This window comes from Hoeflea sp. AS16 (assembly GCF_038900095.1).
Taxonomy (GTDB): Bacteria; Pseudomonadota; Alphaproteobacteria; order Rhizobiales; family Rhizobiaceae; genus Hoeflea.
On sequence record NZ_JBBMQQ010000001.1, the window covers coordinates 351916 to 364762 of the forward strand.

General features: G+C 61.5%; 13 protein-coding genes. 9 read left to right on the forward strand and 4 right to left on the reverse strand.

What is annotated here, in order from left to right:
• Positions 1-48: 48 nt before the first annotated feature.
• Together groL and WNY80_RS01645 are read right to left on the reverse strand one after the other, a co-directional pair.
• Positions 49-1674: a chaperonin GroEL gene (gene groL / locus WNY80_RS01640; protein WP_342885596.1), complete on the reverse strand. Its 1626-nt coding sequence runs from the start codon at positions 1672-1674 to the stop codon at positions 49-51.
• A 43-nt stretch (positions 1675-1717) separates the two neighbouring features.
• Entirely contained in the window at positions 1718-2032 is a 315-nt protein-coding gene (locus WNY80_RS01645) for a co-chaperone GroES (protein ID WP_342885597.1), read from the reverse strand.
• Positions 2033-2305: 273 nt separating this feature from the next.
• Between WNY80_RS01645 and WNY80_RS01650 the strand changes: the two genes are divergently transcribed.
• Entirely contained in the window at positions 2306-2575 is a 270-nt protein-coding gene (locus tag WNY80_RS01650) for an usg protein (RefSeq protein ID WP_342885598.1), read from the forward strand.
• A gap of 36 nt (positions 2576-2611) precedes the next feature.
• Here the strand turns inward: WNY80_RS01650 and WNY80_RS01655 are convergent, their stop codons facing one another.
• Positions 2612-3298 (reverse strand): TetR family transcriptional regulator, encoded by a 687-nt coding sequence (locus tag WNY80_RS01655; RefSeq protein WP_342885599.1) that lies wholly within the window; start codon positions 3296-3298, stop codon positions 2612-2614.
• Between the two features lie 85 nt (positions 3299-3383).
• Here WNY80_RS01655 and WNY80_RS01660 point away from each other — a divergent pair, with 85 nt between their 5' ends.
• The 8 genes from WNY80_RS01660 (at position 3384) to WNY80_RS01695 (ending at position 11205) form a co-directional block, all read left to right on the forward strand.
• Positions 3384-4739, forward strand: coding sequence for an NAD(P)-binding domain-containing protein (locus WNY80_RS01660; protein WP_342885600.1), 1356 nt, complete (start codon positions 3384-3386; stop codon positions 4737-4739).
• Positions 4736-5638, forward strand: coding sequence for a bile acid:sodium symporter family protein (locus tag WNY80_RS01665; protein WP_342885601.1), 903 nt, complete (start codon positions 4736-4738; stop codon positions 5636-5638). Before WNY80_RS01660 ends, WNY80_RS01665 begins: the two co-directional genes overlap by 4 nt.
• Positions 5635-6573, forward strand: a complete 939-nt coding sequence (locus WNY80_RS01670) for an SDR family oxidoreductase (RefSeq protein WP_342885602.1) — start codon at positions 5635-5637, stop codon at positions 6571-6573. Before WNY80_RS01665 ends, WNY80_RS01670 begins: the two co-directional genes overlap by 4 nt.
• A complete protein-coding gene (locus WNY80_RS01675) occupies positions 6570-7340 on the forward strand; it encodes an SDR family NAD(P)-dependent oxidoreductase (RefSeq protein WP_342885603.1) in 771 nt (256 codons plus the stop codon). Before WNY80_RS01670 ends, WNY80_RS01675 begins: the two co-directional genes overlap by 4 nt.
• 187 nt (positions 7341-7527) lie before the next feature.
• Positions 7528-8202, forward strand: a complete 675-nt coding sequence (locus WNY80_RS01680) for a CerR family C-terminal domain-containing protein (protein ID WP_342885604.1) — start codon at positions 7528-7530, stop codon at positions 8200-8202.
• Between the two features lie 2 nt (positions 8203-8204).
• Positions 8205-9158 carry an HlyD family efflux transporter periplasmic adaptor subunit gene (locus WNY80_RS01685; RefSeq protein WP_342886285.1) on the forward strand — a complete coding sequence of 318 codons (954 nt, stop codon included), beginning with the start codon at positions 8205-8207 and terminating at the stop codon, positions 9156-9158.
• A complete protein-coding gene (locus WNY80_RS01690; protein ID WP_342885605.1) occupies positions 9155-10072 on the forward strand; it encodes an ABC transporter ATP-binding protein in 918 nt (305 codons plus the stop codon). Before WNY80_RS01685 ends, WNY80_RS01690 begins: the two co-directional genes overlap by 4 nt.
• Positions 10069-11205, forward strand: coding sequence for an ABC transporter permease (locus WNY80_RS01695; RefSeq protein WP_342885606.1), 1137 nt, complete (start codon positions 10069-10071; stop codon positions 11203-11205). The genes WNY80_RS01690 and WNY80_RS01695 overlap by 4 nt, the downstream gene beginning before the upstream one ends.
• A gap of 21 nt (positions 11206-11226) precedes the next feature.
• On the opposite strand, the gene WNY80_RS01700 is transcribed toward WNY80_RS01695, so the two are convergent.
• The gene (locus WNY80_RS01700; protein WP_342885607.1) at positions 11227-12846 is read right to left on the reverse strand and encodes a phosphoethanolamine--lipid A transferase; all 1620 of its coding nucleotides are present in this window, start codon (positions 12844-12846) and stop codon (positions 11227-11229) included.
• Position 12847: the final 1 nt, after the last annotated feature.

Consider the following 12847-nt stretch of genomic DNA (forward strand, 5'->3'; position numbering starts at 1 on the left):
AGCCGCCCCGGAGACGAGGCGGCTTCTTTTGTCGGGCCGGATGATGGATCAGAAGTCCATGCCGGACGGCATTGCCGGGGCGGGAGCTTCCTTCTTGGGCTTCTCGGCAATCATGGCTTCGGTGGTGACCAGCAGGCCTGCAACGGAAGCGGCATCCTGCAAGGCGGTGCGAACCACCTTTGCGGGGTCGATCACGCCCATCTTGAACAGGTCGCCATATTCACCGGTCTGGGCGTTCCAGCCCCAGGCGCGGTCGTCCTTCTCGCGCAGCTTGCCGACGATGATCGAGCCTTCGGCCCCGGCGTTCTCTGCGATCTGGCGGACGGGCGCCTCGATGGCCCGACGGACGATCTCGATGCCGACGCGCTGGTCGTCGTTGGCGGGCTTGAGGTCATTGAGCGCGGAGACCGCACGCAGCAGGGCTACGCCTCCGCCGGGCAGGATGCCTTCTTCGACCGCGGCACGGGTTGCGTGCAGGGCGTCGTCGACCCGGTCCTTCCGCTCCTTGACTTCGACTTCGGTGGAGCCGCCGACGCGGATGACGCCGACGCCGCCGGCAAGCTTGGCCAGCCGTTCCTGCAGCTTCTCGCGGTCATAGTCGGAGCTGGTTTCCTCGATCTGCGCCTTGATCTGGGCGATGCGGCCGTCGATCTCGCTGCGCGATCCGGAGCCGTCGATGATCGTGGTGTTTTCCTTCTCGATCGAGACCTTCTTGGCGCGGCCAAGCATCTCGAGGGTGACGTTCTCGAGCTTGATGCCGAGGTCTTCGGAAATCACCGAGCCGCCGGTCAGGATGGCGATGTCCTCAAGCATTGCCTTGCGGCGGTCGCCGAAGCCGGGTGCCTTGACGGCAGCGATCTTGAGGCCGCCGCGCAGCTTGTTGACGACCAGTGTCGCCAGCGCTTCGCCCTCGACATCCTCGGCAACGATCAGCAGCGGCTTGCCCGACTGGACCACGGATTCAAGAACCGGAAGCATGGCCTGCAGGTTGGAGAGCTTCTTCTCGTGGATGAGCACATAGGGCTCTTCCAGCTCGACCCGCATCTTGTCCTGGTTGGTGATGAAATAGGGCGAGAGGTAACCGCGGTCGAACTGCATGCCCTCGACAACTTCGAGTTCGGTCTCGGCGGTCTTGGCTTCCTCGACGGTGATCACACCGTCATTGCCGACCTTCTGCATGGCCTTGGCGAGATATTGTCCGATTTCGGTGTCGCCATTGGCCGAGATGGTGCCGACCTGGGCGATCTCGTCATTGTTGGAAATCTTGCGGGCGCTGTTCTTGAGGTCCCCGACAATGGCGTCGACGGCGAGATCGATGCCGCGCTTGAGGTCCATCGGGTTGAGGCCGGAGGCAACCGCCTTGGCGCCTTCCTTGACGATCGCCTGGGCGAGAACCGTTGCGGTGGTGGTGCCGTCGCCGGCCAGATCATTGGTCTTGGAGGCGACTTCGCGCAGCATCTGTGCGCCCATGTTCTCGAACTTGTCCTCAAGCTCGATTTCCTTGGCGACCGAGACGCCGTCCTTGGTGATGCGCGGTGCGCCAAAGGACTTGTCGATGACAACATTGCGGCCCTTCGGACCGAGGGTCACCTTTACCGCATCAGCGAGAATGTCGACGCCGCGCAGCATCTTGTCGCGTGCGTCGGTATGAAACCTGACTTCTTTTGCAGCCATTTTTCGTTCCTTTCAAATCTTTCCCAAGTGGTCCGGCAGACGATCAGGCCGCCGCCTTGACTGCAGAACCGGCGTCGAGAATGCCCAGTACGTCGGACTCCTTCATGATCAGCAGGTCTTCGCCATCAAGCCGGATCTCGGTGCCGGACCATTTGCCGAAGAGCACGCGATCGCCTTGCTTGACATCGAGCGCGATGGTCTCGCCCTGCTCGTTGCGTGCGCCGGGGCCGGTGGCGATGACTTCGCCTTCCTGCGGCTTCTCCTTGGCGGTGTCGGGAATGATTATGCCGCCCTTGGTGCGGTCGTCGCTTTCAACGCGGCGAACAAGGATACGGTCATGCAGAGGTCGGAATTTCATGTTTTCCTCCTGGACAAACATTGTATTGGCTCCCATTCCGCCCGGAGCCGATGGCCTCCCGGCGAAAGCCCGGCCCTCATTTTTCAAGGCGCCCGGCGGCAGACGATTTGGTTTTTGAAAAGTGCGTTTTCAAGAGCCTCATGCGAAAAAATCAGCACTCGTGAATGATGGCTGCTAACATATTGAAATATCATCGGAATGTACGATTTCTCTTGCCAAGTCAACCGTCTTTTGGTGTCATTTGACTGTTGAACAACAGGAGGTTCGAGAGCGATGGTTTCACCCGAGTTCGAACGGCAGATGGATGGCTATGGCTTGACCACAGCGCACATATTCTACCGGCGGCCCGACTTTCAGTCGCTGCTGCAAAGCTACATCTGGCAGGATTACGATCTTGCCCCGGAGTTTCCGGAAATGCGGAAGTTCCTCGATTTCTGGGAAGCCAGGCTCGATGGCAAGCTTCACTCCGTCCGGTATGCGCATCAGAAACTGATCGGCCCGAACGAGTGGCGCCGGGTTGACGGGGAAATCCTGCTGAACTGACCGGGATGGGATGGTTCTTTGGACAGGGTGCTGACGTCAGCGCTCGAGTGCTGCGCGCATGCCGGCGGCGCAGAACCTGACCAGATCATCGGCCAGCCGCTCCATGGCTGGCTGATCGCCGGATGCCGCGGCCAGAGCCTCGATACGCCATCGCGAGGTCGACAGTGACAGCATGGCAGAGACCGAGAAAATGAAGCTTACCGCGATGGTCGTTGTGTCGGCGTCGGGGAACAGGGTGGCGATTTCGGCGATGAAGACCCCGGCTGTCGGGTCGAAGCAGCGCTCGGAGATCGTATGCCAGCGGGTATCGGCGGAGACCATGGCCACCAGCCGTGCATAGGCAAGCCATTGCGGGTCCCCGGCGCCGGCCTTTTCGAGATAGGGGCGCAGGAAAGCCGACAGTACCGCTTCAAGCGTAAGCGGTTCATTCCCTTGCTTCCGCGCCGAAAGCGCTTCAAGCCGCAATTGCGACAATTCCGAAGCCCGCCGTTCGACAACACGCTCGAACAGTGTTTCCTTGTTGACGTGGTGAAAGCTGATCGAGGCGATCTGCGCGCCGGCGGCGCTGGCGATGTCGCGCACCGAGGCGCCGTCATAGCCGCGCTCGGCAAACAGCCGTTCGGCCGCATCCAGGATGCTCAGGCTGGTGGCCAGCGACCGTTTGGAAACGGCGCGGCGGCGCGGCTGGTCCTGTCGTCCGGTGGCTGGTGATTTGCTGTCCATAATTCATCTTGCCTTAAATTGAACGATCGTTCAATATTGAGTCGAAGAGGATATCCACTGAAGCCAGGGAGGGGGACAGTTGGACATGAGAGTTGAGACGGCTGGAGAGAAGCCGGCCGGTAGCGAAGACCTGCGCGGTCATTATGCCTTGATCGGCGCCGGCCCGATGGGGCTGGCGATGGCCAAGACGCTGATCGAGCAAGGGATCGCCTTTACCGGGTTTGAATTGCATGGTGACGTCGGTGGGCTTTGGGACATCGACGGGCCGAAATCGACCATGTACGAGACGGCGCATCTGATCTCGTCGAAAAAGATGACCGAGTTCGCCGATTTTCCGATGGACAGCGACGTGGCGGAATATCCTTCGCATCGTCAACTCAGGGACTATTTCCGCAAGTTCGCCGATCATTTCGGCATCTACGAGCATTTCCGCTTTGGCACTGAAGTGCTGTCGGTCAATCCGCTGGGCAAATCCGGCGACGGCTGGCGCGTGACATGGCGCGAGGCCGACGGGACGGAGAACCAGGCCGAATTTGCCGGGGTGCTGATCGCCAACGGCACCTTGTCGGAACCGAATATGCCGGAGTTCAAGGGCAGTTTTTCCGGCGAGCTGATGCATTCCAGCGCCTACCGGGATCCGGAGGCGTTCAAGGGCAAGCGGGTGTTGATCATCGGGGCGGGCAATTCGGGCTGCGACATTGCGGTGGATGCGATCCATCACGGCAAGAGCTGCGATATCTCGATGCGGCGCGGCTACTATTTCGTCCCCAAATATGTCTTCGGGCGGCCCGCCGATACGATGGGCGGCGCGATCAAGCTTCCGATGTGGCTCAAGCGCCGGGTCGACGGCATGATCCTGAAATGGTTCACCGGAGATCCGTCCAAATATGGCTTCCCGAAGCCTGATTATGCGCTTTACGAATCCCATCCGGTGGTCAATTCGCTGATCCTGTTTCATGCAGGCCACGGCGACATCAAGGTCCGGCCGGATATCGACCGGTTTGACGGCAACACGGTTCATTTCAAGGATGGCGGCCAAGCCGATTATGATCTCATCCTGGCGGCGACCGGCTACAAGCTGCATTACCCGTTCATCGACAAGGCGCTTTTGAACTGGCAGGGCGACGCGCCGCACCTGTTTTTGAACTGCCTGCATCCCGAGCGCGACGATTTGTTCGTGCTGGGCATGGTGGAGGCGTCCGGTCTCGGCTGGCAGGGCCGTCACGAGCAGGCTGAAATGGTGGCGCGTTATATTGCCGGGCTGAAGAAAGAGACAATGGCAGTCAAGGCGCTGAGGGAGGAGAAAGCCTCCGGCTTCAAACGTGCCACGGGCGGGATGAAGTACATCGATCTGCCACGGATGGCCTATTACGTCGACAAGGCCACCTACCGCAACGCCGTCAACAGCTGGATCGCGGCGCTGAAAGGCGGTGGCAAATGAGCGATATCGACGCCATCCGGCTGAATTTCAGCCCCGGAAGCCTGATGCTGCTCAATGCCATCCTGGCGGTCGTGATGTTTTCGATCGCGCTGGACCTGAAGCCCGGCGATTTCCGCGCGCTGGTGCGGACGCCGAAATCGCTGCTGACCGGCATGGTTTCGCAATTCGTGGTGTTGCCGGTGCTGACTTTCGCGATGCTGCTGGTCACCAATCCGCAACCCTCGATCGCTCTTGGACTGATCCTGGTGGCGGCCTGTCCGGGCGGCAATATCTCCAACTTCATCACCCACCGTGCGGGCGGAAATTCGGCACTGTCTGTGTCGATGACCGGGATTGCCACGGTTGCTGCCATCATCATGACGCCGTTCAACGTCGCCTTCTGGGGCAACCTGTATGAGCCGACGCGGGCGATCCTGCGACAGACGACGCTTGATCCGGTGTCGATAGCCATCACCGTGTTCTTCATGCTGATCCTGCCGTTGATCCTGGGAATCCTGCTCAATGTCAGAAGCCCGGAATTTGCCGCGCGGATCCGCAATACGATGCAGCGGATCTCGATGGCGATCTTCATCGCCTTCATCGTGCTGGCACTGGCGGCAAACTGGAGCTTCTTCCTGTCCTATGCCGGGGCTGTGGCCGGGCTGGTGATCCTGCACAATGGGCTGGCGCTGTCGGGCGGTTACCTCTCAGCCAGCGTGATGCGGCTGTCGGATTACGACCGCCGCGCCATCACCATCGAAACCGGGATCCAGAACTCGGGGCTCGGCCTGGTGCTGATATTCGCCTTCTTCGGCGGGCTTGGCGGCATGGCGGTGGCCGCGGCATTCTGGGGCATCTGGCACGCCATCTCCGGGCTTGCGCTGGCCAGTCTCTGGTCGCGCCGGGAGGCTGTGCGATGAGCCGTGTGCTGGTTACCGGCGCTGCCGGTGCGGTCGGGCAGGTGCTGATCGAGGAACTGGCGGCAGCCGGTATCGAGACGCTGGCGACCGATGTGCGCAAGCCCGACGTTGTGCCGGACGGGATTGGCTTCGAGGTGCTGGATGTCCGTGGCGACGATGCGGAACGCTTGATCGGGAATTTCCGGCCCGAGGTGATCGTGCATCTGGCGTCGATTGTCTCGCCATCGCGCGGCATGACCCGTGAATTTGCCCACGATGTCGATGTGAAGGGTACGCGCAATGTGCTTGACGCCGCGATCCGGCACGGCGTCAGGCGTCTCGTGGTGACCTCGTCGGGCGCGGCCTACGGTTACCATGCGGACAATCCTGTGCCGCTCAGCGAGAGCGATCCGGTGCGGGGAAACCGCGAATTTGCCTATTCCGACCACAAGCGCCAGGTCGAGGAAATGCTGGCCGAGGCGCGCGTTACGAACAAGCAGCTCGAACAGGTGGTGCTTCGGGTTGGCACGGTGCTGGGCGCCGGGCTGGAAAACCAGATCACCGAACTGTTTCACCGGCCAAAGCTGATCGCTGTCCAGGGCTCGGACAGCCCGTTCGTGTTCATCTGGACCCGTGACCTGGCACGCATTCTCAAGCGTGCAGCGGGTGAGGGGCCGGCAGGCATTTTCAATGTCTGCGGCGACGGGGCGTTATCGGTTCACGAACTGGCGAAAGCGCTGGGTAAACCGGTAATGGTCTTGCCGGCCTGGCTTTTGAAAGCGGCGCTGGGCATAGCGCGGCCGCTCGGCGTCTCGCGCTATGGGCCGGAACAGGTGCGGTTTCTGCAATATCGTCCGGTGCTCGACAATTCTGCCTTGAAAACCGAATTCGGCTATAGCCCGGAACTGACCAGCGCCCAGACTTTTGATCTGTGGCGCAAGGCGGCGGGATTATGAGCGGCGTTGCGGTTGTCACCGGCGGTGCCGGCGGGCTCGGGCAGGCATTCATGCGCCAGTTGCTCGCGGATGGCTGGCGCGTGGTGCTGGTTGACCTGCCGGGTGCGTTGCAGGCCTTGCAGCCTGAAAGTGACCGGGTTGAGCAATTTGCCTGCGACCTGACCGACGAGGACGCGGTCGCATCGGTGTGCACGGAGATTTCGGCGCGGCACCCGGCGCTTGATCTCGTCATCCACAACGCCGGCGTCACCCAGATCGGGCTGTTTGATGACACCACGCTGGCCTCGCAACGGCTGGTGATGGATATCAACTATTTCGGCTCGGTGCGGATGGCCGCAGGACTGCTGAAAGCTGTCCGGGCGGGCAGGGGCACGCACCTGGCGGTCTCCTCGGTGGCCGGCTTTGCGCCGCTCTACAAGCGCACGGCCTATGCCGCGAGCAAGCATGCGCTCAACGGCTTCTTCTCGTCGCTGGCATCCGAAGAGGCGCAGCACGGGGTCAAGGTGGTGATCGCGGCGCCCTCCTTTGTCGCCACCAATCCGGGGCGGCTTGATGCCGGGGAGGACGGGATCGGCAGGCCGGGGGCTGCGACGGACGGATTTGACGAGATGAGCCCGGATCATGCCGCCGGGATCATCCTGAGCGGCTGGCGGCGCGGCAAGAGCTTCATTCCTGTTGGCCGGGTGGCGAGCCTTGGCTGGCGCATCAACCGGCTTTCGCCGAGGCTCTACAGCTGGCTGATGATGCGAAAGATCCGTCGCAACTGAAGGCGGGCGTCAGGTGATGACGCCGCCTCACTTGTTATTCTGAATATATAGCTGAAGCCAAGGTGATTTGATGCCACGCCGATGATGCTCAGGGCTGTCTGTCGTCCTGATCAAAAATATAATCAAACGATTGATTAAATTTTTGATCGCGGCTACGGTCTGGTCAAGTCAAACCATGGAAAGTGCCGTGTCTGAAGGATCAACCGTCTCCCCCAATGTCACTAAAGCCGGCGACCAGACCCGCGCCGCGTTGCTGATGGCCGGTATCCGGCTGTTCGGGACGAAGGGATTCGAGGCGACCTCCACCCGCGAGATCGCTGCAGCCGCGGATGCGAACATTGCCTCCATCGCCTATCATTTCGGTGGCAAGGACGGCTTGCGTCTTGCCTGCGCGGAAATGGTCGCAAGCCGCATCCAGGGCGTTGTCGGTCCGGTGCTGGGCGCGATCGATCCGAAAGGCGATCCGGCGCTGGCGCAGGCGGGGTTCGAGCGCGTGCTGATGGGCATGACGGATTTCATGCTCGGGCAGGTCGATGCGCGCGACATTGCGAGCTTTATGCTGCGGGAAATGGGGGTGCCGGGCGCGGTCTTTGACCGGGTCTACAGCGATTTCATCCTGCCCGTGCACAGCAATCTTTGCGCGCTTCTGGGGCTGGCCACCGGCCATGACCCCGAAAGCGACCTGATCCGCCTTGGCACCTTCAGCATTGCGGGTCAGGTTGTCTATTTCCGCATCGGGCACGCCATCGTTGCCCGGCGGATGGAGTGGCAAGCGGCCGGCCCCGCCGAGGTCGAGGCGATCAAGGCGGTGATCCTGAACAATATACGCGCGTTCATAGCTACCAACAGAAAGCAGGACTGATGATGTCCTTCATTTGCGCCATACCCGTCATTGCCGGCCTGTTCTCGATGTGCGGCGGGGCAGGGCCGCTGGCTGTCGGATATGTCGAGGGCGAATATGTGCTGGTGGCGCCGATCGAGACGGCGCAGATCGTCGAGATCGGTGTCAGGCGTGGCGACCGGGTGCTTGCGGGACAGGCGCTGGGACGGCTGGAGCGGCGCGATGCGGAGATTGCTGTCGCACAGGCCGAAGCCGGGCTGGCGCAGGCCGAACGTCAGCTTGCCAATCTGCAGGAAGGCCGGCGGCCAGAAGAAATTGCCAGCATCGCCGCAGCGCTCAGGTCTGCACAGGCCCAGGCTGCCGAAGCCGAACGGGTGCGGCAGCGGCAGGCGGATCTGCTGAAACAGGGGATTTCGACCCAAGCCACCTATGACACGGCCTCGACCGCCGTGGAGCTGGCCCAGGCCAAGGTTGCCGAGCTGGAAGCCAATCTGGCGGTGGCGAAGCTGCCGGCACGCTCCAACGAGATCAAGGCGGCGCAGGCCGCGGTCGAACAGGCCAAGGCCATTCTCGAATCTGCTGAATGGCGGCTTTCCAAGCGGACATTGTCGATCCCGCAGTCCGGCGTTGTTTCCGACATCATCCGCAACACCGGCGAGGTTGCCGGGCCGCAAGCACCGGTGTTGTCGGTGCTGCCTGACGACGCACTCAAGCTCAGGGTCTATGTTCCGGAATTTGCGCTTTCGAGCATCCGTGTCGGTTCGCAGCTCAATGTCCATTGCGATGGCTGCGGCGAGGGGATGCGGGCAACGGTGAGCTACATATCGGCAGATCCGGAGTTCACCCCGCCGGTGATCTACTCGCTTGAGAACCGGCAGAAGTTGGTCTATCTCGTCGAAGCCCGCCCGGACGACGATGCCTGGGCGCTGGTGCCGGGACAGATCGTCGATGTCGATCTGGAAAGCGCCGGGCAATGAACGTCATCGACGTCAACGGGCTGGTCAAGCGGTTCGGCGACAAGACCGTTGTCGATCATGTCTCGATGCAGGTGGCGGAAGGCGAGATATCGGGGTTCCTGGGGCCGAACGGGTCGGGTAAGACAACCACCATCCGGGTGATGTGCGGATTGCTGACACCGGATGAAGGCGAGGGGCGGGTGCTGGGGCATGACATCCGCACCGAGGGGCTGCAGATCAAGCGCGAAGTCGGCTACATGACGCAGAAATTCTCGTTTTACGAGGATCTGTCGATTGAAGAGAACCTGACCTTCGTTGCCCGGCTCTATGATCTCGATCCTGTTACGGCTGTTGTTCGCGATACGCTGGAAGATCTCGGCCTGTCCTCGCGCCGCAAGCAACTGGCGGGCACGCTGTCGGGAGGCTGGAAACAGCGTCTGGCGCTTGCCGCCTGCATCATGCACAAGCCGAAACTGCTTTTGCTGGATGAACCCACGGCTGGCGTCGATCCCAAAGCCAGGCGGGAGTTCTGGGACGAAATCCACCTGCGCGCCACCTCAGGACTGACGGTGCTGGTCTCCACCCACTACATGGATGAGGCGGAGCGCTGTCACCGCATCCACTACATTTCCTATGGCAAGCTGCTGGCCAGCGGCACGGTGCCTGATGTCATCCGCGATGCGGCGCTGACGACGTTCATCCTCGAAGACGGCAAGATCACCGAAGCCGCGAGATTGCTGAAGGGGATGGACGGCGTTGACCAGGTTGCGCCTTTCGGGCTGACGCTGCATGTGGTTGGCCAGGACAAGGCGGCTCTTACGGCGGCGGTCACGCAGGTGGCCGGGCAAACCGGCGTACGCTTCAGGGAAGGCAGCACCAGCCTTGAGGACGTGTTCATCCAGTTCATGGGCAACGCTACGGACAATATGGCATGAGCACGATGTTCTCCCTTCGCCGCCTGATGGCCATCATCACCAAGGAAAGCATCCAGATGCGGCGTGACAGGATCACGTTTGCGATGATGCTGGGCGTGCCGCTGATGCAGCTGGTGCTGTTCGGTTTTGCCATCAACAATGACCCCAAGGACCTGCCGGCTGCTCTGGTGACCACCAGTCACGACCACTACACCCGCGCCATGGTTTCGGCGATGGAGAACACCGGCTACTACCGGTTCGACCATGTGGTGGCGAGTGCGGCGGAGGCGGAGCGGCTGATCCAGTCAGGGGCGGTGTCCTTTGTCGTCACCGTGCCATCGGATTTCGCCCGCCGGGTGCAACGCGGCGACCATCCGCAGATCCTGATCGAGGCCGATGCGACGGATCCGTCGGTGGCGTCCGGCGCGATATCGACGCTAGGCACCGTGGCGGCGCAGGCGCTGTTGCGCGAGCAGTCGGCGGAAGCGGCGGCCGCGCGGCAATCGACAGCCGCGCTCGAGGTCGTGGTGCACCGGCTCTACAATCCCGAGGGCATCACGCAATACAACATCGTTCCGGGGCTGCTGGGCGTGATCCTGCAATTGACCATGGTGATGATGACCTCGATGGCGCTGACGCGGGAAACCGAGCGCGGCACGATGGAGAACTTGCTGGCAATGCCGGCGAGCCCGCTGGAGATCATGCTCGGCAAGGTGCTGCCGTTCCTGGTTGTCGGCGGGGTCCAGGTGCTGGTGGTGCTGACGGCGGCCAAGTTCCTGTTCAACGTGCCGTTTGTCGGCTCGCTGACGCTGTTGCTGGTCAGCATCCTGATCTTCGTGCTGGCGCTGGTGCTGCTGGGCTACGCGTTTTCGACGTTGGCGCGGACACAGATGCAGGCGATGCAACTGACCTTCTTCTTCTTTCTGCCGTCACTGTTGTTGTCGGGCTTCATGTTTCCCTTCCGCGGCATGCCGCCATGGGCGCAGACGCTGGGCGAAATCTTCCCGCTCACGCATTTTCTCAGGATCATCCGGGCGGTGATGCTCAAGGGCGCCGACCTGCAAGGCGTGGCCACGCCGCTGCTCGCATTGCTGGTCTTTGTCGCGGTTTACATGGTCATCGCACTCATGCGGTTCCGCCGCACGCTGGACTAGAGCCGAAGCTGTGACTTCGGTTCAGCTGGACGGTGTCCGGCATCCGGTGGTGATGTCGAGCGCTGCATCATAGTGCGCGGCCTCCACGTCCATCAGTCCGAGCACCGTGTGAAACAGGTTATCATGGGAAACCGGCTCATCCGCCTGGCCCTGCAGGCATGCGGTGGTGACGCCGAAGATCCGCGAATAGCTGTCTGAGAGCCACATGATGGCCGGAATGCGGGTTTGTTCCGAAGGGGCGAACATATAGGGCATTCCGTGCAGATAGAGACCTTTTTCGCCCAGCGACTCGCCATGATCGGACATGTAGATCATGGCCGAGGCGAGGCGATCGGAACGTGCGGCCAGCATGTCGACAATCTGGGCCAGCATCCGGTCGGTGGCGACGATGGTGTTGTCGTAGGCGTTGACAATTTCCTCGCTGGTGCAGGCTGCGAATTCCGCCGAGCGGCAATCGGGCCGGAACAGTCTCTCTTCTTCCGAATAGCGTGCGTAGTAAGCCGGACCATGGCTGCCCAGCTGGTGCAACACGAGGGTGGCGTTGCCATCGACAGCGTCAAGCCAGGGCCCGAGTGCATCGATCATGACCTGGTCGCGGCATTCGTGCCTGATGCAAAAGCGCGGATCGTTCTCGGCGGAAAAATCGCGGGCAGGCAGCCTGCTGGCCACGCCCTTGTGGCCGGTGTTGTTTTCCCACCAAGTCACCTCGTTGCCGGCGTGAGCGAGGACGTCGAGAACATTTTCCTGTGCCAGTCCGGCCTCGTGTGAATAGCCGGACCGGGGCAGCAGCGAGAACATGCAGGGAAGCGAAATCGCGGTGGCGGTGCCGCAGGATGAAGCATTGTTGAAATAGGCGATGTCGCGTTTTTCAAGTTCCGGATTGGTCTTGCGCGGATAGCCGCCCAAAGAGAAATTCTGGGCGCGGGCGGTTTCCCCGGCGACGATGATGGTGACGACCGGCCGGTCAGCCTTGGCGATCAGCGGGCCCGGTTTGGCATCCGTATCAAGCGGCTGGGCGACGATTCTCCGGTTGTTGTCTTCGACGAATGCAAACTTGACCGCATTGAAGATCGGCGAGACCGGGTTGAGCGTCTTGATGATGATGCGGTTGTTTCTCAGCGTCGAGGCGATGGCGGGATATTGCCAAAGCGTCATGACCAGGGTGAGCAGCAGCAGCGGCACAACAAGTGCCGTGTTCCATTTCAGCTTGGCGCCGAAGGTGCGGTGGCGAATGCGGACAAGGGCAACCAGCAGCGAGGGCAGCACCGCGTACACGGTCATGTGGCGGAAGAAGGCCGGCGTCATCAGATGTCCGGCCTCGGAGCTGGTTGTCTGGGCTGCATTGCGGATCATGTCGATATCGATGATGACGCCGAATTTTTCCATGAACCAGGCCGCTGCGGCGGCGCTGAAAAGGGCAATGATGAAGATGGGTTTGCTGATGTATTTGAGCGTCACGCTGATCGAGAGGACCGTGAGCAAGGCAGAAATGCCGATGGCAAAGGCCATCAGTGCCTGCCGGTGATCGCCAAAGGCCGCGACAGTTCTGGTCCAGAAGGCATCGTTGACGACGAAGATCATCCATGCGGCCACCAGCAGGCTCAGGGTGGTGCTGCCGATTGCAGGCCGGGTCAGTTTCATG

Excerpts from the sequence above, each read along its gene's own strand:
- WNY80_RS01695 (WP_342885606.1), top strand. The coding sequence starts at position 10,069 with ATGAGCACGATGTTCTCCCTTCGCCGCCTGATGGCCATCATCACCAAG.
- WNY80_RS01675 (WP_342885603.1), top strand. The coding sequence starts at position 6,570 with ATGAGCGGCGTTGCGGTTGTCACCGGCGGTGCCGGCGGGCTCGGGCAG.
- WNY80_RS01660 (WP_342885600.1), top strand. The coding sequence starts at position 3,384 with ATGAGAGTTGAGACGGCTGGAGAGAAGCCGGCCGGTAGCGAAGACCTG.
- WNY80_RS01665 (WP_342885601.1), top strand. The coding sequence starts at position 4,736 with ATGAGCGATATCGACGCCATCCGGCTGAATTTCAGCCCCGGAAGCCTG.
- WNY80_RS01650 (WP_342885598.1), top strand. The coding sequence starts at position 2,306 with ATGGTTTCACCCGAGTTCGAACGGCAGATGGATGGCTATGGCTTGACC.
- WNY80_RS01655 (WP_342885599.1), bottom strand. The coding sequence starts at position 3,298 with ATGGACAGCAAATCACCAGCCACCGGACGACAGGACCAGCCGCGCCGC.
- WNY80_RS01645 (WP_342885597.1), bottom strand. The coding sequence starts at position 2,032 with ATGAAATTCCGACCTCTGCATGACCGTATCCTTGTTCGCCGCGTTGAA.
- groL (WP_342885596.1), bottom strand. The coding sequence starts at position 1,674 with ATGGCTGCAAAAGAAGTCAGGTTTCATACCGACGCACGCGACAAGATG.
- WNY80_RS01690 (WP_342885605.1), top strand. The coding sequence starts at position 9,155 with ATGAACGTCATCGACGTCAACGGGCTGGTCAAGCGGTTCGGCGACAAG.
- WNY80_RS01670 (WP_342885602.1), top strand. The coding sequence starts at position 5,635 with ATGAGCCGTGTGCTGGTTACCGGCGCTGCCGGTGCGGTCGGGCAGGTG.
- WNY80_RS01685 (WP_342886285.1), top strand. The coding sequence starts at position 8,205 with ATGTCCTTCATTTGCGCCATACCCGTCATTGCCGGCCTGTTCTCGATG.
- WNY80_RS01700 (WP_342885607.1), bottom strand. The coding sequence starts at position 12,846 with ATGAAACTGACCCGGCCTGCAATCGGCAGCACCACCCTGAGCCTGCTG.